At 69.2% G+C, this 17,976-nt stretch carries 18 protein-coding genes; 10 read left to right on the forward strand and 8 right to left on the reverse strand.

The window, feature by feature from the left end:
* Positions 1-18: 18 nt before the first annotated feature.
* The 7 genes from F6X51_RS24585 to cyoD all read left to right on the forward strand — a co-directional run bounded on the left by F6X51_RS24585 (position 19) and on the right by cyoD (position 9,821).
* Complete coding sequence (locus F6X51_RS24585; protein ID WP_150966435.1) at positions 19-2,283, forward strand: sensor histidine kinase; 2,265 nt, start codon at positions 19-21, stop codon at positions 2,281-2,283.
* Positions 2,284-2,335: 52 nt separating this feature from the next.
* The gene (gene ugpB / locus F6X51_RS24590; RefSeq protein ID WP_150966437.1) at positions 2,336-3,652 is read left to right on the forward strand and encodes a sn-glycerol-3-phosphate ABC transporter substrate-binding protein UgpB; all 1,317 of its coding nucleotides are present in this window, start codon (positions 2,336-2,338) and stop codon (positions 3,650-3,652) included.
* A 441-nt stretch (positions 3,653-4,093) separates the two neighbouring features.
* A complete protein-coding gene (locus F6X51_RS24595) occupies positions 4,094-5,437 on the forward strand; it encodes an MFS transporter (protein WP_150966439.1) in 1,344 nt (447 codons plus the stop codon).
* A gap of 194 nt (positions 5,438-5,631) precedes the next feature.
* Positions 5,632-6,762, forward strand: coding sequence for a ubiquinol oxidase subunit II (gene cyoA, locus F6X51_RS24600; protein WP_407658680.1), 1,131 nt, complete (start codon positions 5,632-5,634; stop codon positions 6,760-6,762).
* Between the two features lie 17 nt (positions 6,763-6,779).
* Entirely contained in the window at positions 6,780-8,795 is a 2,016-nt protein-coding gene (cyoB, locus tag F6X51_RS24605; protein ID WP_150966441.1) for a cytochrome o ubiquinol oxidase subunit I, read from the forward strand.
* Entirely contained in the window at positions 8,788-9,411 is a 624-nt protein-coding gene (gene cyoC, locus F6X51_RS24610; RefSeq protein ID WP_150966443.1) for a cytochrome o ubiquinol oxidase subunit III, read from the forward strand. Before cyoB ends, cyoC begins: the two co-directional genes overlap by 8 nt.
* A complete protein-coding gene (cyoD, locus tag F6X51_RS24615) occupies positions 9,408-9,821 on the forward strand; it encodes a cytochrome o ubiquinol oxidase subunit IV (protein ID WP_150966445.1) in 414 nt (137 codons plus the stop codon). The genes cyoC and cyoD overlap by 4 nt, the downstream gene beginning before the upstream one ends.
* A 79-nt stretch (positions 9,822-9,900) precedes the next feature.
* Here the strand turns inward: cyoD and F6X51_RS24620 are convergent, their stop codons facing one another.
* From F6X51_RS24620 to F6X51_RS24640, 5 genes are all read right to left on the reverse strand, one after another.
* A complete protein-coding gene (locus F6X51_RS24620; protein ID WP_150966447.1) occupies positions 9,901-10,848 on the reverse strand; it encodes a PDR/VanB family oxidoreductase in 948 nt (315 codons plus the stop codon).
* A gap of 4 nt (positions 10,849-10,852) precedes the next feature.
* Positions 10,853-11,446: an MOSC domain-containing protein gene (locus F6X51_RS24625; protein ID WP_150966449.1), complete on the reverse strand. Its 594-nt coding sequence runs from the start codon at positions 11,444-11,446 to the stop codon at positions 10,853-10,855.
* Entirely contained in the window at positions 11,443-11,838 is a 396-nt protein-coding gene (locus F6X51_RS24630; RefSeq protein WP_150966451.1) for a Rid family detoxifying hydrolase, read from the reverse strand. Before F6X51_RS24630 ends, F6X51_RS24625 begins: the two co-directional genes overlap by 4 nt.
* Before the next feature lie 89 nt (positions 11,839-11,927).
* Complete coding sequence (locus F6X51_RS24635; RefSeq protein ID WP_150966453.1) at positions 11,928-13,253, reverse strand: MFS transporter; 1,326 nt, start codon at positions 13,251-13,253, stop codon at positions 11,928-11,930.
* Between the two features lie 171 nt (positions 13,254-13,424).
* Positions 13,425-14,036 (reverse strand): helix-turn-helix domain-containing protein, encoded by a 612-nt coding sequence (locus F6X51_RS24640; RefSeq protein WP_150966455.1) that lies wholly within the window; start codon positions 14,034-14,036, stop codon positions 13,425-13,427.
* Positions 14,037-14,106: 70 nt separating this feature from the next.
* On the opposite strand from F6X51_RS24640, the gene F6X51_RS24645 reads away from it, so the two are divergent.
* Positions 14,107-14,748, forward strand: a complete 642-nt coding sequence (locus F6X51_RS24645; RefSeq protein ID WP_191970251.1) for a DJ-1/PfpI family protein — start codon at positions 14,107-14,109, stop codon at positions 14,746-14,748.
* 46 nt (positions 14,749-14,794) lie between these two features.
* Here the strand turns inward: F6X51_RS24645 and F6X51_RS24650 are convergent, their stop codons facing one another.
* Together F6X51_RS24650 and F6X51_RS24655 are read right to left on the reverse strand one after the other, a co-directional pair.
* Entirely contained in the window at positions 14,795-16,126 is a 1,332-nt protein-coding gene (locus F6X51_RS24650) for an amidohydrolase family protein (protein ID WP_150966459.1), read from the reverse strand.
* Positions 16,127-16,288: 162 nt separating this feature from the next.
* A complete protein-coding gene (locus F6X51_RS24655) occupies positions 16,289-16,480 on the reverse strand; it encodes a hypothetical protein (RefSeq protein ID WP_150966461.1) in 192 nt (63 codons plus the stop codon).
* Between the two features lie 265 nt (positions 16,481-16,745).
* Here F6X51_RS24655 and F6X51_RS24660 point away from each other — a divergent pair, with 265 nt between their 5' ends.
* Positions 16,746-17,099 (forward strand): DUF3140 domain-containing protein, encoded by a 354-nt coding sequence (locus F6X51_RS24660; protein ID WP_150966463.1) that lies wholly within the window; start codon positions 16,746-16,748, stop codon positions 17,097-17,099.
* A 284-nt stretch (positions 17,100-17,383) separates the two neighbouring features.
* Positions 17,384-17,527, forward strand: coding sequence for a DUF1127 domain-containing protein (locus F6X51_RS29120; RefSeq protein WP_407658677.1), 144 nt, complete (start codon positions 17,384-17,386; stop codon positions 17,525-17,527).
* Between the two features lie 132 nt (positions 17,528-17,659).
* Here the strand turns inward: F6X51_RS29120 and F6X51_RS24670 are convergent, their stop codons facing one another.
* Positions 17,660-17,878, reverse strand: a complete 219-nt coding sequence (locus F6X51_RS24670) for a hypothetical protein (protein ID WP_150966467.1) — start codon at positions 17,876-17,878, stop codon at positions 17,660-17,662.
* Between the last annotated feature and the right edge of the window lie 98 nt (positions 17,879-17,976).

Consider the following 17,976-nt stretch of genomic DNA (forward strand, 5'->3'; position numbering starts at 1 on the left):
ATCGCTGTCGCGGCGTGGATGCTTTTGATCGAGGCCGAGCGGGCCCGCGACGGGGCCGTGATCTCGAGCGAGACGTTCCATACGTTCACGTCCCTCAACAAGGCGCGCGACGATTACATCGCTCAGACCTCCGTCACGCGGGATGCGGCCCGCCTCCGGTTCGAGGCCCTGACGACGACCGTGTCGAGCCAGCTGGCGCGCCTCGCCAGGACCGCCCGAACCGACGATCAGTCCATGCGCGTCGAGACCGTGACGCGCGACCTCGCCGCGCAGAGGGATCAGATGCGGGGGCTGGTGACGCTCGAGACCGCGCTGGAGGGTCTCGCCACCACCATGGCGCAGCGCGCCGACACCCTCGTCGCCCTGACGGATGCGGAGCGACAGCGGCAGCAGGCCCAGAACGCCAGAGTCGTGTCCGTGCTCACGCGCCGGGACATGGACCTCGATCGGAAGCAGGGCGTGGTGACGGCGCTGCGGGACCTCCGGGAGGCGATCTCGGCGGTCGAGCTGAACAGGACCCGCGTCGGGCGCCCGGTTTTCCAGATCGAGTTCGACGAGCTGGAGGCGGATCTTCGGCAGCTCAACCGCGCGGGCGCGCGGCTGCACGCGGTGCTGGCCACGGCCGGAAGCAGGACGGAAGCCGCGGAACTGTCGGCCCTCTCGCAATCCTACAAGGAGCGTAGCAAGAACGACGTCGGCCTGAACCGCGTCATCGCGGAGGGCTTCGAGCTGACGCGCGCGACGCAATCCGGCCACGAGATCATCGCCTGGTGCGACGATCTCATCCGGGCGAACGGCGAGCAACAGCGCTCCCTCCAGGTCGAGGTCGCGGCGTTGATCCGGAACTCCGTAGCTGCGAACGAGGCGGAGCTTACGGCGCAGAACATCGCGTTGGCGGCCCTGCGGCTCGCTCAGCAATCGAAATCCGCGCTCGACCGCCGCAATCCCGACGAGGCCGCGAATGCCGTGAGCGAGGGAACGGATCTCGCCAAGCGCGCCCGGGCGCTCGCCATGCCGTCCGGGATTCAAGGCGGGATGGCGGCCGCGATCGAGGGCTGGCGCGAGCAGCTCTCGGCCACCGTCGCGAAGGTCCGCGACCAGAGCGCGCTGGTCGCCGACATGGATCGGCGGGCCGAGATCATCAACCAGAACGCCCAGGCCCTCAGCCGCGCGTTCATCGACGACGCGGACCGATTCGGCACCTCCATCCGGCGCCTTCTCCTCGCGGGCGCCGCCGGGGCCCTCCTTCTCGGAACCGCTGCGGTGGTCAGCGTCGCGCGCTCGATCACGCGCCCCCTGCGAGTGCTTCAGGACGACATGCTGCGGGCGGCCGTCGATCCCGCGATCGGCCATGTCGGTCTGGCCGGGCGGCGGGACGAACTCGGCGAGATCGCGCGCGCGTCGAACACCTTCCTGGCCGAGCTGCGACGGCGCGAGGAAGGCTGGCGGGATGCGGCCACCCGGGCGGACGAAGCCCTCAACCGGTTGCGTCAGACCCAGGACGACCTCGTGCGCTCCGAGAAGCTGGCCTCGCTGGGCCAGCTCGTGGCCGGCGTCTCGCACGAGATCAGCACACCCCTCGGCATCGCGCTCACGACCTCGACCCAGGTCCAGGCCGATTCGGCGGCATTCGAGGCTTTGGTCCACGAGAACCAGCTCTCGCGCTCGCGCCTGCTGCAGTACACCGCGCGGATGCGGGAGGGCGCCCACCTCCTGACCGCGAACCTGATGCGCGCGACGGATCTCCTCTACAGCTTCAAGCAGGTCGCCGCCGACCAAGCCCTCGAGGAGCGCCGCATCATCGATCTCGGATCCTGGATCCAAGAATTGCTGAAGAGCCTGAAGGCCCTCGCGCGACCCGGGGGACACGCGATCCGGCTTGACTGTCCGGATGCCATCGATCTGGACACCGACCCGGGCGCCCTGGCGCAGGTGCTGACGAACGCGATCAAGAACGCGATCGATCACGGCCTGCGCGACAGACGGAACGGGACGATCACCGTCACGGTGAGAAGCGGTCCCGCATCCGTGAGCATCGATATCGCGGATGACGGGGCCGGGATCCAGCCGGAGCATCTCGGCCGCATCTTCGATCCCTTCTTCACCACGGCGCGCGGGCGGGGCGGAACCGGCCTCGGCCTCCACATCGTCCACAACCTCGTGGTGAACCGGCTCCAGGGCAGCGTCGAGATGCACAGCGTCGTCGGCCAGGGCGCGCGGCTTCGCCTGAGGCTTCCCCGGCTCCTCGACGAAGCGGCCCCCTCGTTCCAGGGAGCGGCGTGATGCGTGCAGCACCCAGCGGCCTCACAGGCTCGCCGTCACGCCAGGGCCGCCCGTGAGCCCTCCGCGCAGCTTCCTCGCCGGCCTCGTCCTAGCGCTGCTCCCGGTGGCGGCGCACGCGGCGACCGAGCTTCAGCTCTGGCACTCGCTCGACGGCGCCAACGGCGCGCTGGTCGCGCGGATGGCGGACGATTTCAACGCCTCGCAGAGCGCCTACCGGGTCATCACGATCTACAAGGGCCCGTACGCGGAGACGATCAACGGCGGCATCGCCGCCTATCGGGCCGGCGAGGCGCCCCACATCCTCCAGGTCTTCGAGGTCGGCAACGGAACCATGGCGGCCGCGATCGGTGCGGTGAAGCCGGTTTCCGAGGTGCTGCGCGCGGCGGGCCGCGCCGTCGAGCCGGACGCCTTCCTGCCGGTGATCGCGACGAACTATCTGGCACGCGACGGCCACATGCTCTCGCTGCCCTTCAACATCTCCGCCATGGTGATGTGGATCAACCTCGACCGGTTCCGCCGGGCGGGACTCGATCCCGACCGCCTGCCGGAGACGTGGCCCCAGCTGTTCGATGCCGCCCGAGCGCTCAAGCGCACGGACCCCTCGGCCTGCGCCTTCTCGACCGCGTGGCCGACCTGGGCCCATATCGAGCAATTGTCGGTCTGGCACGATCGCCCGATCGCCACGCGCTCGAACGGGCTCGATGGCTTCGATGCCGAGCTCGTGTTCAACGCTCCCTTCCAGGTTCGGCACCTGCAGAACATCGTCGACCTGCACCGAGACGGTGCCTTCGAGTATACCGGCCGCACCAATCGCGGGGAGGCCCGGTTCATCGCCGGGGAGTGTGCGATCTTCCTGACCTCCTCGAGCATGTACGGCTCGATCGCCGCGCGCGGCCGCTTCCACTGGGCGATGCGGCCGATGCCGTATTACCCGGATCAGGCGGGCGCCCCGCAGAACGCGATTCTGGGCGGCGGTTCGCTCTATGTCATGCAGGGCAAGACGGAGCACGAATACGCGGGCGTCGCCGAGTTCCTCGCCTTCGTGCTCAGCTTCCCCCAGCAGGCGCTGCTCTATCGCAATTCGGGCTACATGCCGGTGACGCGGGCGGCCTACGAGGACGCGCGAGGTGCCGGCTTCTACGAGCGGAATCCGATGCTCCAGATCGCGGTCCGCTCCATCACCAACAAGGAGCCCACCCGCAACTCGGCCGGCCTGCGCCTCGGCAACATGCTGCAGATCCGCGACCTCTGGTCGGAAGAGATCGAGGCCGCCCTCGACGGATCCAAGACACCGCAGCGGGCTCTCGACGACGCGGTCGCGCGCGGCAACGCCGTGCTGCGGTTGTTTCAGCGCAGGACCGCACGATAACAGCCGGAGGGGTCACAAGAGCAAAGCAAGAGGCGGGTGTCGTTGGAACCGGAGTTTTCCTTAAGTCGGCTGCAAGCTCTCGAGGATCACTTCTCACGATATCATGGAACAAATTCCCTGCGAGCGCACAGTTTCAGCAACGCGCTTTTGGAAAATTCCTGGCAGCGCTTCGTCGACGAACCGTCAACAGGCGAGAGACGCGCAGCGCTGAGGTCCGCAACAGCATTCAGGTCTCGACAAGCCCGAAACCGAATCGGCCTCTCAGGCGTGCCGCCCGGCTCGGTTCGACCTCGATGCCGCGTGCGGCATTGTGATTGCTTGTCAACACAACAGTTGAGCTCGGAGTGATGTCAAGACGTTAGGAGATTTCCAGCTTGCACGATTGTGCGAGATGGCCTCCTATAGCCGCGCCGGGCCTTTTTCACTGTGGGCGATCACCCGATGGCGATGGATCAGGTTCAGGGACCTTTACCCTCCTCCACGCCCCTCGAGCGCGACGCCCGCTTGGCCTCCACCGACCATAAGGTCGCGCCGAGCGAGATCGCCATCGGCGTGATCATCGGCCGGGCCGCGGAATATTTCGACTTCTTCGTCTTTGCCATCGCGTCCGTGGTGGTCTTCCCCAAGGTGTTCTTCCCCTTCGCCGAGCCCCTGACGGCGACGCTCTACGCCTTCGCCATGTTCTCGCTGGCCTTCATCGCCCGGCCGGTCGGCTCGATCATCTTCACGGCGGTGGACCGGCGGCACGGCCGGGGCGTCAAGCTGGCCATCGCGCTGTTCCTGCTCGGCTTCTCCACCATGGCCATCTCCTTCCTGCCGAGCTACGCGCAGATCGGCGCCTGGTCCCTGTACCTCCTCGGGGTCCTGCGGATCGGGCAGGGCCTCGCCCTGGGAGGCGCCTGGGATGGGCTCGCCTCGCTCCTCGCGCTCAACGCGCCGATCGAGCGGCGCGGCTTCTATGCCGCCCTGCCGCAGCTCGGCGCGCCCCTCGGCTTCATGCTGGCGAGCGTCCTGTTCGCGTTCTTCATGCTGAACCTCCCCGAGGGCGAGTTCCTCGACTGGGGCTGGCGCTATCCCTTCTTCTGCGCCTTCGCCATCAACGTCGTGGCCTTGTTCGCGCGGCTGCGGCTCGTGGCCACCGACGAGTTCTCGCGCCTGCTCGAATTGCGGCGGCTCGAACCCTCGCCGATCCTCCCGCTGATCCGGAATCACGGCCGGGACCTTCTCATCGGCGCGCTGATCCCGCTCGCGAGCTTCGCGCTGTTCCACCTCGTGACCGTGTTCCCGGTCAGCTGGATCAGCCTGTTCACGCATCGTTCGGCGGGCGAGTTCCTGATGGTGCAGTGCTCGGGCGCCTTCATCTGCGCGGGCGCGATCCTGGCGTCGGGGCTGATCGCCGACCAGATCGGCCGCCGCATGCTGCTCCTGCTCTCGGCCTCCCTCATCGCCGTCTTCGCCGTCGGCAGCACCATCGCCCCGTTGCTGGTCGAGGAGAACGCGATCGGGCAGACGATCTACGTCAATGCCGGCTTCCTGCTGCTCGGCCTGTCCTACGGGCAATCGTCGGGCGCGGTGACGTCGCGGCTCGACCAGCGCTACCGCTACACGGGCGCGGCGCTCACGAACGACCTCGCCTGGCTGCTCGGCGCGGGCTTCGCGCCGCTGATCGTCCTGTTCCTGTCGGCGCGCTACGGTCTCGCCTGCGTCGGCCTCTACCTTCTCTCGGGGGCGGTGACGACCCTGCTGGCGCTCGGCCTCTCGCGCTCGGAGATCCGGCAGGTCTGAGGCAGGCGCCGTGTCATCCGTTCCACGCGGGACGCATCTCGCCGCTGAGACCGGCGAGGGATCATGGAGTGATCACCCTGGCCATTCCACTCGCCCCCACACCCGCCGGCCGCCGGCAGCGCCGGTCCGTCGCCCTCCGATCCCTGCGCGGCGTGGCGCTGCTCGCGATCGCGGGGCTGCTCGCCGGCTGCAACATGGTCGTGATGAATCCCGCGGGCGACGTCGCGGTCCAGCAGCGCAACCTGATCATCGCGTCCACCGCGCTGATGCTGCTCGTCATCCTGCCCGTGATCGCGCTCACCTTCCTGTTCGGATGGCGCTACCGGGCTTCGAACACGGAGGCGACCTACGACCCCGACTGGCACCATTCGACCCAGCTCGAGGTGGTCATCTGGACGGTGCCCCTGCTCATCATCATCGCGTTGGGAGCCATGACCTGGATCAGCACGCACACGCTCGATCCCTACCAGCCGCTGACGCGCCTCGCCCCCAACAAGCCCGTGCCTGCCGACGTGAAGCCCCTGACCGTCGAGGTCGTGGCGCTCGACTGGAAATGGCTGTTCATCTACCCCGAACTCGGCGTGGCCAGCCTGAACGAGATGGCGGCGCCGGCCAATGTCCCGCTCACTTTCAAGATCACCTCCTCGTCGGTCTGGAACACCTTCTACGTGCCCGCCCTCGCGGGCATGATCTACGCGATGCCGGGCATGCAGACGCCGCTCCACGCCGTCATGAACCAGGAGGGGGACTTCAGGGGCCAGTCGGCGCATTACAGCGGATCGGGCTTCTCCCGCATGAACTTCGACTTCCGGAGCCTGTCTCACCAGGGCTTCGAGGCGTGGGTGGCCAAGGTCAAGGACGCCGGAAAATCCCTCGACCGCGCGGCCTATCTCGATCTCGAGAAGCCGAGCGAGGCTGAGCCGGTCCAGTACTACGGCTCGGTCGAGGACGGCCTCTACGCCGCCATCCTGGGCATGTGCGTCGCGCCCGGCCAGATGTGCGTCGGAGAGATGCACCATATCGACAAGACGGGCGGTGCCGGCAGGGAGAGCGAGGCCAACCGCGAGCGCCTCGACTACGACAACCGCCGCCTGAAGACCGGTCACGAGCCGTCCGGCGCCACCTTCCCGGCGTCGGGCCGGCCGCCAAAGGGCACGGTCCAGCCGGAGGGCATGATGCCCCGCGATCAGGATCTGAGCCGGGGCGGCGTCAACGAGCCCAAGACCGCGCCGGATCAGGGGCAGGGCAACGCCCTGCCGGACGCCGACAGGGGGCCTGCGCCGGCCCAGCTGAACACCCGGCCCACCGAACGCCACCAGCACTGATCCAGACGAGCGCCCGCATGTTCTCGAACCTCGATCTGCAGCAACTCATCTTCGGGCGCCTGTCGCTCGAAGCCATTCCCTACCACGAGCCGATCCTGCTGATGACGTTCGTGGTCGTGGCCGTGGGCGGCGCCGCGCTCCTCGGCGCGATCACCTGGTACGGCAAGTGGGGCTACCTGTGGGAGGAATGGTTCACGAGCGTCGATCACAAGAAGATCGGCATCATGTACGTCGTGCTCGCCATCGTGATGCTGCTGCGGGGCTTTGCCGACGCGATCATGATGGTGACGCAGAAGGCGCTCTCGGTCGGCGCCGCGGAGGGCTACCTGCCCCCGCACCACTATGACCAGATCTTCACGGCCCACGGCACGATCATGATCTTCTTCATGGCCATGCCGTTCGTGACCGGCGTGATGAACTACGTCATGCCCCTGCAGATCGGCGCCCGCGACGTCGCCTTCCCGTTCCTCAACAATTTCAGCTTCTGGATGACGGCCGGAGGCGCCGTCCTCACGATGCTGTCGCTGTTCGTGGGCGAGTTCGCGCGCACCGGCTGGCTCGCCTATCCGCCGCTGTCGGGGGCGGCCTACAGCCCGGGCGTCGGCGTCGACTACTACATCTGGGGCCTCCAGGTCGCGGGCGTCGGCACCACGCTGTCGGGCATCAACCTGATCGCCACCATCGTGAAGATGCGGGCGCCCGGCATGAGCATGATGAAGATGCCCGTCTTCTGCTGGACGACGCTCTGCAGCAACGCCCTCATCGTGACGATCTTCCCGGTCCTGACCGCGACCTTGGCGCTCCTGTCGCTCGACCGTTACGTGGGAACGCATTTCTTCACGAACGATTACGGCGGCAACTCGATGATGTACATGAACCTCATCTGGATCTGGGGTCATCCGGAGGTTTACGTCCTCGTCCTGCCAGCATTCGGCATTTATTCCGAAGTCGTTTCGACCTTCTGCGGCAAGAGGCTCTTCGGCTACACGTCGATGGTCTACGCGACGGCGGTGATCGCCATCCTGTCCTGGCTCGTCTGGCTGCACCACTTCTTCACCATGGGCGCGGGTGCCAACGTGAACGCCTTCTTCGGCATCACGACGATGATCATCTCGATCCCGACGGGCGCGAAGGTGTTCAACTGGCTCTTCACCATGTATCGCGGGCGGATCCGCTTCGAGACGCCGATGATCTGGGTGATGGGCTTCATCCCGACCTTCGTGCTCGGGGGATTGACCGGCGTGCTGCTCGCGGTGCCGCCGGCCGACTTCGTCCTGCACAACAGCCTCTTCCTGGTCGCGCATTTCCACAACGTCATCATCGGCGGCGTCGTGTTCGGGCTGTTCGCGGGCGTCAATTACTGGTTTCCCAAAGCGTTCGGGTACAAGCTCGACCCGTTCTGGGGAAAGATGTCGTTCTGGTGCTGGCTCGTCGGCTTCTGGGTCGTGTTCACGCCGATCTACGCCCTCGGCCTGATGGGCGTGACGCGCCGGACCCAGCATTTCGACGATCCGACCCTGCAGCCCTACCTGACGGCGGCGGCGATCGGCGCCGTCATCATCATGGCCGGGATCGCGGCGTTCATCGTGCAGCTCATCGTCAGCTTCGTCCGGCGCGAGCAATTGCGCGACGTCACGGGCGATCCCTGGGGCGGGCGGACGCTCGAGTGGTCGACCTCCTCGCCGCCGCCGCCCTACAACTTCGCCGTCACGCCGGTCGTCCGCGATCTCGATGCCTGGTGGGACATGAAGAAGCGCGGCCAGAACCAGCCGCAGCAAGGCTACAAGCCGATCCACATGCCGAAGAACACCGGCGCGGGTGTCGTCCTGGCGGGGCTCAGCACAGTCCTCGGTTTCGCGATGATCTGGTACATCTGGTGGCTCGCCGCCCTGTCCTTCGTGGGTCTCGTCGCGGCGGCGATCGTCCACACGTTCAACTACAATCGCGACTACTACATTCCGGCCCAAGAGGTCGTGCGGTTCGAGAGCCTGAGAGAAGCGCAACTCGCGGAAAGGGTCCGAGCCGATGCATGAACTGACCGCTCCGCCCGGCGCGACGGCCCCGGTCGAGTACGAGGAGGAGCACGGCCACGGCGACGGCGGCACGCTGCTGGGCTTCTGGCTCTACCTGATGAGCGACTGCCTCATCTTCGCAGTCCTGTTCGCCACGTTCGGGGTACTCGGCCGCAACTACGCGGCGGGTCCCTCGGGGGCCGACCTGTTCGATCTGCGGCTGGTCGCGGTCAATACGGGCCTCCTGCTCCTGTCCTCCATCACCTACGGCTTCGCCATGCTGGAGATGGACAAGGACCGGATCGATGCAACGCTCAAGTGGCTGGCGATCACGGGCCTGTTCGGAGCGGGCTTTCTCAGTATCGAGCTCTATGAGTTCGCGCATTTATTTCACGAGGGCGCCACTCCGCAGCGCAGTGCCTTCCTGTCTTCGTTCTTCACCCTCGTCGGTACGCACGGGCTGCACGTCACGTTCGGCACGATCTGGCTGGTGACGCTGATGGTTCAGGTGCGCCGATACGGTCTGATCGCGGAGAACCGGCGCCGGCTGATGTGCCTGTCGATGTTCTGGCACTTCCTCGACGTGGTCTGGATCGGCGTGTTCACCTTCGTCTACCTGATGGGAGCCATGCGATGAGTGCGCTGATGGAGGCCGGGGCCGCGCGGGACGGTGGCGGCGGGCCCGGATCGGCTCACCCAGGATCCCATCCGCACGGGGCGCATGGCACATTCCGGAGCTACATGACCGGCTTCGTGCTGTCGGTCATCCTGACGGCGATTCCGTTCTGGCTCGTGATGGGCAACGTCCTGAACGACACGTTCATGACCGGCATCATCATCATGGCGCTCGCGGCGGTGCAGATCGTGGTGCACATGATCTACTTCCTCCACATGAACACCAAATCGGAGGGCGGCTGGACTTTCCTCGCCCTGGTCTTCACGCTCACGCTCGTGGTGATTACGCTCGTCGGCTCGATCTGGGTGATGTATCACCTTGACCAGAACATGATGCCGATGTCGCCGCACGAGGCTCTGCAGCGGCCCTGAGGGCCGGATCCATGGAAGAAATCATGAACGACCCCACCGGGATCCGCCCATTTTGGCGGTCGGATCCCGGTGCGGTCCGTCAGAGATCCAGCGTGACGCCGACGCGGGCCCGGGACACGCAAGGGGTCATCCGGTCCTGCCGGCTCGCCACCGGCAGGACGACGTCGCGGTGGATCACCACCCCGTCCCGGTAGCCGCAGGTGCAGGTGCCGCACACGCCGAGCTCGCAGGAGGAGGCGGTGGCGAGCCCGTGCTCGCGCAGGACCTGGAGCAGCGAGCGGTCGGCCGGCACGTGCAGCACCGCGCCGGTGGAGGCGATGCGCGCGTCGAAGGGCTCTGGCTTGAAGTTCTCGTCGAGGGTCGCCTGGAACACCTCGCTGTGGACCTGCGCGTCCGGCCAGCCGGCCGCGCCGAGGGAGGCCCGCACGGCGTCGAGCAGGCGCTGCGGCCCGCAGGCGTAGACGTGGGCGCCGTCCCGGGGCGGCCCGATCGCGGCGGGATCGAAGCGCCGGCCCCCGGCGGAGAACCAGCCGCGCAGGCGCTCGCCGCAGATGGCGCGCAGCTCGTCGAGGAGGGGGGCGCGGGCGGGCGAGGGCGCGCAATCGTGGAGGACGAAGGAGCGGCCCTGCGCGGCGAGCTGGCGCGCCATCGCCACGAGCGGCGTCACGCCGATGCCGCCGCCGATCAGGATGTGCTCGCGGGCGGCGTCCACGAGGGGGAAGTTGTTGCGCGGCGCCGAGACGTGGGCGACGGCGCCGGGCAGGAGGTTCCGGTGCGCCCAGGCCGAGCCGCCCCGGCCCGCCTCCTCGCGCTTGACCGCGATCTCGTAGCGCGTGCGGTCGGCCGGGTCCCCGCAGAGGGAGTACTGGCGCACGCGCCCGTCCGGCAGCCGCAGGTCGACATGCGCGCCCGGCGTCCAGGCCGGAAGCTCCGGGCGCTGCGGGTGGACGAGGCAGAGATGCAGCACCTCGGGCGTCGTCGGCCGCGCCGACGCCACCCTGAGCTTCATGATCATGCGGGCGGTCATGGGCTCAGTCCGCGTGTCCGTCGAGGAGGTGGATCGCGTCGCCGGGGCGGATCACGCCGCCGCGCTCGATGCTGCAGTTCAGCCCCGAGCGGTTGTAGAGCGGCAGGTAGACCGGCAGCCCGAGCAGCTCCTCCAGGTACTTGCAGGGGAAGTTCAGGCGCCCGCCCCGGAGGATCACCGAACCGACCCGGAAGCGGCGGCCGACGAGGTGGTTCAGCGGCACGCCCCGGACCGTGAGGTTGCGGCGGTGGTCGACCGGTGACAGCGTGATCGGGCCGCCCTGGAGCGGGGGATCGTTGCGCGCCAGGGCATCGAGGGCTTCCTGCTCGATCAGGGTGACCTCGCGCACGTCGGGCTTCGGCGAGTAGGTGCCGGTCCCGGAGAAGTAGCGGTCGCCCGCGATGCCGCGCCCGGCGACGCAGGTCGCCTCCTGCAATTCCTCCATCTCGTAGCTCGCCGCGGGGGCGATGTGGATGTGGAGCAGCGTGCCGCTCCAGGCCGTCGCGCCGCCGGGCACCGGGACGGCCGCCGATCCGGCGGGGTGCGCGAAGGCCTCGAGCATGGCCGGGCCGGCCTCGAGGCTGGCCTCCGGGCTCATGCGTTCGCTCCCGTCGCGAGGGCGATGGCCTCGATCTCCACGAGGACGTCGCGGGGCAGGCGCGCGACCTCGACCGTCGAGCGGGCCGGCGGCGCCGCGGGGAAGTGCTCGGCATAGACCCCGTTCATCGCCGCGAAGTCGTCCATGTTCTTGAGGAACACCGTCGTCTTGGCGATCGAGGCGAGGCTCGCGCCCCCGGCCGCCAGCACCGCCGCGAGGTTGGCGAGGGATTGCCGGGTCTGGGCCTCGACGCCGTCCGGGATCGCGCCGGTCGCCGGATCGATCGGGAGCTGCCCGGAGGCGAAGACGAGGTCGCCCACGCGCGTCCCCTGCGCGTAGGGCCCGACCGCCTTGGCGGCCCCCTCGGTGCTGAGTACCGTCCTGGTCGTCATCGATTCCTCCGTCGCTGCCTCGGTTTCGCCGCCCATCGTGGAGGAATTTCCATCATAATGGAACCGTCCTGGGCGGCGATGCTGCTTTTTCAGGCTCTGGCGATGTCGAGATGGCGCGTCTCCGCCGCCACCATCGTGGCGACGAAGCTCACGCCCGCGAGGACGATCAGGTAGAGCGCGATCGGCCAGGTCGCCCCCGCCCAGGCGAGGAGCCCGGTGGCGATGATCGGCGCGAAGCCCCCCGAGATCGCCGCCGCGACCTGGCAGCCCAGGGAGGCGCCGCTGTAGCGGGTGCGCGTGCCGAACAGTTCCGGCATGAAGGCCGCCTGCGGCCCGAACATCATCGCGTGGGTCAGACTCATGATGACCGCGATGGTCACCACCACGGTGGTCGGGTCGCGGGTGTCGAGGAGGCCGAAGAGCACGAGGGCGCAGGCCGCGCTGATGGCCGAGCCCGCAAAGTACATCGGCCGCCGCCCGACCTTGTCCGAGAGCCAGCCGAACAGCGGCATGGTGACGAGTTCGAGGGCCGCCGCGATCAGGATCGCGTTGAGGATCAGGGAGCGGGGAAGCTCGAGGGTCTTCGTCGCGTAGACGATCGAGAACACGGTCAGGATGTAGACCCAGGCGACCTCCGAGACCTTGAGCCCGACCGCGGTCAGGAAGGTGCGCGGCTGCCGCATGATCACGTCGAGGAGGGGCATCGGCGCCACCGCGGCCTCCTCCTTGACGCGGGCGAAGGCGGGCGTCTCGACGAGGCGCAGGCGCACGAACAGGCCGATGCCGATCAGGAGTGCGCTCGCCAGGAACGGCAGGCGCCAGCCCCAGGACAGGAAGTCGGCCTCGGGCAGGCTGGTCAGCCAGCGGAAGGTCGCGGTCGAGGCCGCGATCCCGAGGGGGAAGCCGACCTGGACGAGGCTGCCGTAGAGCCCGCGCCGGTGCTCGGGGGCGTGCTCGATCACCATCAGGACCGCGCCGCCCCACTCGCCGCCGATGCCGATGCCCTGCAGGAGCCGCAGGCTCACGAGGAGGATCGGCGCCCACAGGCCGATCTGCGCGTAGGTGGGCAGGCAGCCGATTAGGAAGGTGCCGACGCCCATGATCAGCATGGTGAGGGTCAGCATCGCCTTGCGCCCGAGCCGGTCCCCGTAATGGCCGAAGATCGCGCCGCCGAGCGGGCGCGCCACGAAGCCGACCGCGTAGGACGCGAAGGCCGCGAGCGTGCCGGCGACGGGGTCGAGGCTCGGGAAGAACAGCTTGTTGAACACCAGCGCGGCGGCGGTGCCGTAGATCAGGAAGTCGTACCACTCGATGATGGTGCCGAGCATGCTCGCCAGGATGATCTGGCGCATCTGCCGGTCGTCGGCGGGTGCGGCTTCGAGGTTCAACGCGGCGACAGCAGGGGTGCTGGTCATGACGGGCCCGCCTCTCTCTTTGGAGTGGAATGAATTCCACTATCGGAGAGGCAAACGGTGTGCCATGTTGGATCGTGCGAGCTGCCTGGACGCGGCTCCGTGCGAGCCGCCGGGGCTTGGACGCGGCTCGGCGCGAGCCGCCGGGAGGCAGGCCCGGTGCCGGGCCGGGTCTCAGCGCAGGCGGGACGCGTCGATCACCAGGAAGTATTCGCAGGGCTCGGAGCCGATGTTGGTGAAGGCATGGCCGGCGTCGGCCTCGAAATACAGGCTGTCGCCCGCGTTCGCGACCAGGACCCGGTCGCCGATGACCGCCTGCAGCCGGCCTTTGAGGACGTAGATGTACTCGGACACGCCCCGCCGGTGCGCCACGAACTCCCCCGTGCTCGCCCGGGGCGGCAGCGTGTTGAGCACCCAGTCGATGCCGCGTCCCGGCAGGACCGGCGAGAGGCAGCGGCGCAGAAAGCCCGAGGCCTCGTCGCGCAGGACGGGCTGGCGCGCGGCGGGGATCAGCAGGACCTCGCGCTCGGTCTCCGGCGCCATCAGGCGCGAGAAGGTGACCCCGAGGGCCTCGGCGAGGCGGGACAGCACGGCCGTCGACGGCACGGCCTCGCCTCGCTCGATCTTCGAGATCATCGAGCGGCTGACGCCGGACAGGGCCGCGAGCGCCTCGAGGGAGAGGTCGCGCTCCTTGCGGTGGAGGCGCACCTCGTCGGCCAGGATCGCGAGCTGGGAGCGTGCCTCGCCCTCGATCTGCTCCCGCCGCACTGTGGTTCGAAGTGTCATTCTGTCCCGTCCAGCCTGAAGGTCGATGGTCCTGCGACGGGACCGGCCCGGCGATCAAGAGGAGACTATCATGCGAGACCGGGACGCACCCGCGCGCATCGGCGTGATCGTGTATCCGGGCATCGAGCCCATCGACCTCGGCGGGACGGTCGGCGTCCTGTCGATGGCCCGGCGGATCCTGCCCAATCTCGGCGACGCCGTGATCGCGGCCGAGGCGGGGCCGGTCCGGATGGCGGGGGGCCTCGCCGTCGTGGTGCCCTTCGGGGTCGCCGACGCGCCGGATTGCGACGTGTTCGTGGTCTGCGGCGGGCCCGGCTGGCCGGAGGCGGCGCAGGATGACCGGCTCCTCGCCTTCCTGCGCGGCCGGCGGCCCGAGGCGCTCGCCTCCGTCTGCACCGGGGCCCTGATCCTCGCGGCGGCGGGCAGCCTCGACGGGCGCATGGCCACGACGCGCCGCGCGGCGGTGGGCGCCGAGGTGACCGCGCCCCTCGACCTGCTGGCCACGCGGGCCGACCGCGTCCGCCCCCGCGCGGCGGCGATCGTCGACGACGTCGTGGTCACGGGCGGCGGCGTCTCGCTCGCGATCGACACCACCCTCTACCTGATCGGCAAGCTCTACGGCGCCGACGCCTGCCAGGACGTGGCGCGGCTGATCGAGTACGACCGGGCGCTCGCGGCGAACGCGCAGGCCCTCGGCGTGGTGGCGCCCTGACGCCCGTGCCCGAAGGCCGAGGCGACTGGCGATGCGACTGCCGGCGCTACTGGCGGCGCCCCTCCTTCCAGACCTCGAGGATCGCCGTGCTGTTGGCGATGTCGGCGGCGGGATCGGCCGACAGCACCACGAAGTCGGCGCGCCGCCCCGGCTCCAGCCGGCCCCGATCGGACAGGCCGAGGAGCTCGGCGGCGCGGGCGGTCGCGATGGTCAGCGCATCCTGGGGCGTCAGGCCGGCCTGGACCATCAGCGCCAGCTCGCGGTGCTCGGACACGCCGGGGACCCGCTCCGGGGTCGCCCCGCTGTCGGTGCCGAAGCCGAGGCGCACGCCCGCCTCGTGCAGGGTCTTGAGGTTCTGCAGGTTCATCGCCAGCGAGCGGCGCGCGCCCTCGGCCTTGGCGCCCGCACGGGTCTCGCGCTGCCAGGCCGGGTCGTCGAACCGCGCCCGGAGCTCGGGCGAGAGGGCCTCGCGCACGAAGGCGCTCTGCGTCCAGTCCGGCCGCTCGGCGTACACGAAGGTCGCCTCGTCGAGGGCGAGCGTGGCGATGTACCAGGTGCCGCGCGCCTTCAGCAGCGCGACGAAGGCGGGATCGACGGGCTTGTCGCGCACCCCGTGCGCCAGGATGTCCGCGCCGGCCTGCACGATCGCCCGCGCATCCTCGAGGTCGTGGACATGGGCCGCCACCCGCAGGTCGAGCTTGTGCGCCTCGTCGATCACGGCCTCGTAGACCGCCGGCTGCATCTTGGCCGGCACCGAGCCCCCGAAATCGTCGAGCCAGAGCTTCACCAGATCGGTGCCCCGCGCCTTCATGGCGCGGACCGCCTCGCGGCCCTCCTCCGCATTGGCCGGACGCAGCAGCTGATCGAGGCCGACGCGCAGCATCGGCTGCGGCGGCGCCCCGTCCGGCACGCCGATGCCGCGGTCGACCCCGAACAGGTCGGCCCCCGGCAGCCGGCCGGCATGGGCCTCGGCCCGCAGATCCGGGAAGATCGCGCCGTTGAGCCCGAGCGCCATGATGGTGGTCACGCCCCGGGCCGTGTAGGCCCTCAGCTGCGCGAGGATGTTCTCGCGCGTGTAGTTCGCGGACCCGTTGCTGACGCCCTGCACCTGCCCGACATGCGAGTGGTCGGAGATGAGGCCGGGCAGGATCGTGCGGCCCGCATAGTCCCGGACCTGCGCGCCCTCGGGGATCACGACCGCACCGCGCCGGCCGGCCGCGACGATCCGGCCCCCGTCGATGACGAGCACGGCCTCGTCGGTCGGCGCATTCACCCCGTCGATCAGGCGGATCCCCGTCAGGGCGACCGGCTGCGCCCGCGCCCCCGGACCGGCCAGGATGAGCATCACGGCCGCAGCCAGGACCCAACCGACGTGCATGGCACCCTCCTCCCGGGCCCGCCTCCGGCGACGGACCGGCCCCGATCGGCCCCAGGATGCCGGGCCGTCACCGGGACGCCCCGACAAGATGGTTCGGGCCGGCGCGAAGTCGAGCCGGGCGGTGCCGCGGCGCGATCCGCCCCGTCGGGTTGCCGCCCCCCCTTAGTCCCAGTCGATATCGAGGGACCGCTCGAAGGCTGCCGCCGCGACTTCCCGGCCGCCGGGTTCGACGACCACGATGTCCCGGAAGCCGCGCCGCTGCAGCTCCCAGGTCTTCTCCATCGCCTGCTCATCCGTCCCGCAGGCGAAGGACATGGCCCTGCCCGATGGATCGACACCCTTCACTGTGAACACGACTCGCTCTCCGCTGTTGACCGGAGAGATAGGGTCGGCAGGCGGTGGACAGTACCGGCCTCGCCCCGCTCCGATCTGTCCCCGGGACATCTGTCCCCGGGACCCTGCGCGCGCAGCGGCCTCGCGTGCCGAAGCGGCTCGGGCCGTGCAGGCTTGGCGCGGCGCTTCCGTCGCAGACCGTCCGCGGAACGCCGGGACCCGGCCCACGTTGGCCGCCGGACCGGGCGGCCTCCGGGTGGTCGCCCCCTCGAACCGGAGGTGACAGATGGCCGAGACTGACGATCACGCGGACACCTACAGGGCGTTCAAGGCGGCCGTGAACATGACGGCCTCCGCCCTGGAGAAGCACCTCGGGAGCGAGGCGAGCCAGTCGGTCGGCCAGAAGACGGGCGGCTCCGGCGAGGCAACGGGCCATCGGGAGGGCCGGCGCATCGTCGAGATCCTGCACAAGGCGAAGTCCGACCTCTCGGACGCGGATTACGGGCACATGCGCAAGGTGGTCGGCTACGTGCACCGGCACCTGAAGCAGGGCGGCCCGAAGGACAAGGCCGCGGTCGAGGACTCGCCCTGGCGGCTGTCGCTGATGAACTGGGGCCACGATCCTGCGAAGGATTCGTGAGGATGGATGACCCGGCCCCGTGGCCGTCCCCGTCGGGGCCTGCGGCGAGACCCGTGAGCGCTTGCGCCGGCACCTGACCGACGCGGGCGGCGCGTCCATCGGAAGCCCGCGAGACCGGCCGGCCGCACGGTATTCATTTCACAGTATTCCTTTCCGCGGCGATCGTACGCAATGGAACAACGCCGCCGCGCAATCCGATGCGCATCAGTGCCCGTGCCATCGAGCACAGATCTTTCTCTGCCGATCAGTCAATTCTATGCGGGCAATTGGCGAGGAGATCAGCGATGTTTGCGTCGGTGGCCCGCATTGTACAGCTTTGGTACTGCACGCGACGTGCCTATCGGGAGTTGGAGATCCTCGACGACAGGAGCCTGGCCGATATCGGCCTCCACCCTTACGAGGTCCCCCATCGCCGCACCTGGCCCTGAGCGGCGCAGGAGCGACCGGCGGGAACCGGCCGCGCCCCGAGGAACGTCCCGAAGCGCCGGCGCCAGCCCTGCGGCGCTGGGTTCGCGATCCGTGGCCGGTTCGGTCGAGCCGCGGCGGACGAGGCGCCGCCGCTAAGGCCTCACCCGCATCGCTTCGAGATAGGATCGGCGACAGCGCAGGGCCGCGATGATGGCCTCGATCTCGGTCAGGATGCGCTCGGCCGCGACCGTGCTCTCGGCCTGCCGGGTCAGGTGCTCGATCAGGACGACCTGCTCGATCCGGTGCTCCTCGGCCTCGCCGAGCAGGTGATCGACGACGTCGAGCGTGAGGTCCTCGGGCAACCCGACCATGTCCGGCCCTCCCTGTCGGGCGGACGATAGCACTTCCGGCGAGAAGCCAGAATGAGGCCCGGTCCGCCTGCGCGGCGGGCGGTCGGAGGCCCCGGATT

Source organism: Methylobacterium planeticum, from assembly GCF_008806345.1.
In the GTDB taxonomy this organism is placed as follows: Bacteria; Pseudomonadota; Alphaproteobacteria; order Rhizobiales; family Beijerinckiaceae; genus Methylobacterium; species Methylobacterium planeticum.

What these genes read in the sequence shown, in the direction of transcription:
- F6X51_RS24585 (WP_150966435.1), top strand. Translation starts at nt 19, where the DNA reads ATGCTTTTGATCGAGGCCGAGCGGGCCCGCGACGGGGCCGTGATCTCG.
- F6X51_RS24595 (WP_150966439.1), top strand. Translation starts at nt 4,094, where the DNA reads ATGGCGATGGATCAGGTTCAGGGACCTTTACCCTCCTCCACGCCCCTC.
- cyoA (WP_407658680.1), top strand. Translation starts at nt 5,632, where the DNA reads ATGGTCGTGATGAATCCCGCGGGCGACGTCGCGGTCCAGCAGCGCAAC.
- cyoB (WP_150966441.1), top strand. Translation starts at nt 6,780, where the DNA reads ATGTTCTCGAACCTCGATCTGCAGCAACTCATCTTCGGGCGCCTGTCG.
- cyoC (WP_150966443.1), top strand. Translation starts at nt 8,788, where the DNA reads ATGCATGAACTGACCGCTCCGCCCGGCGCGACGGCCCCGGTCGAGTAC.
- cyoD (WP_150966445.1), top strand. Translation starts at nt 9,408, where the DNA reads ATGAGTGCGCTGATGGAGGCCGGGGCCGCGCGGGACGGTGGCGGCGGG.
- F6X51_RS24620 (WP_150966447.1), bottom strand. Translation starts at nt 10,848, where the DNA reads ATGACCGCCCGCATGATCATGAAGCTCAGGGTGGCGTCGGCGCGGCCG.
- F6X51_RS24625 (WP_150966449.1), bottom strand. Translation starts at nt 11,446, where the DNA reads ATGAGCCCGGAGGCCAGCCTCGAGGCCGGCCCGGCCATGCTCGAGGCC.
- F6X51_RS24630 (WP_150966451.1), bottom strand. Translation starts at nt 11,838, where the DNA reads ATGACGACCAGGACGGTACTCAGCACCGAGGGGGCCGCCAAGGCGGTC.
- F6X51_RS24635 (WP_150966453.1), bottom strand. Translation starts at nt 13,253, where the DNA reads ATGACCAGCACCCCTGCTGTCGCCGCGTTGAACCTCGAAGCCGCACCC.
- F6X51_RS24640 (WP_150966455.1), bottom strand. Translation starts at nt 14,036, where the DNA reads ATGACACTTCGAACCACAGTGCGGCGGGAGCAGATCGAGGGCGAGGCA.
- F6X51_RS24645 (WP_191970251.1), top strand. Translation starts at nt 14,107, where the DNA reads ATGCGAGACCGGGACGCACCCGCGCGCATCGGCGTGATCGTGTATCCG.
- F6X51_RS24650 (WP_150966459.1), bottom strand. Translation starts at nt 16,126, where the DNA reads ATGCACGTCGGTTGGGTCCTGGCTGCGGCCGTGATGCTCATCCTGGCC.
- F6X51_RS24660 (WP_150966463.1), top strand. Translation starts at nt 16,746, where the DNA reads ATGGCCGAGACTGACGATCACGCGGACACCTACAGGGCGTTCAAGGCG.
- F6X51_RS29120 (WP_407658677.1), top strand. Translation starts at nt 17,384, where the DNA reads ATGTTTGCGTCGGTGGCCCGCATTGTACAGCTTTGGTACTGCACGCGA.
- F6X51_RS24670 (WP_150966467.1), bottom strand. Translation starts at nt 17,878, where the DNA reads ATGGTCGGGTTGCCCGAGGACCTCACGCTCGACGTCGTCGATCACCTG.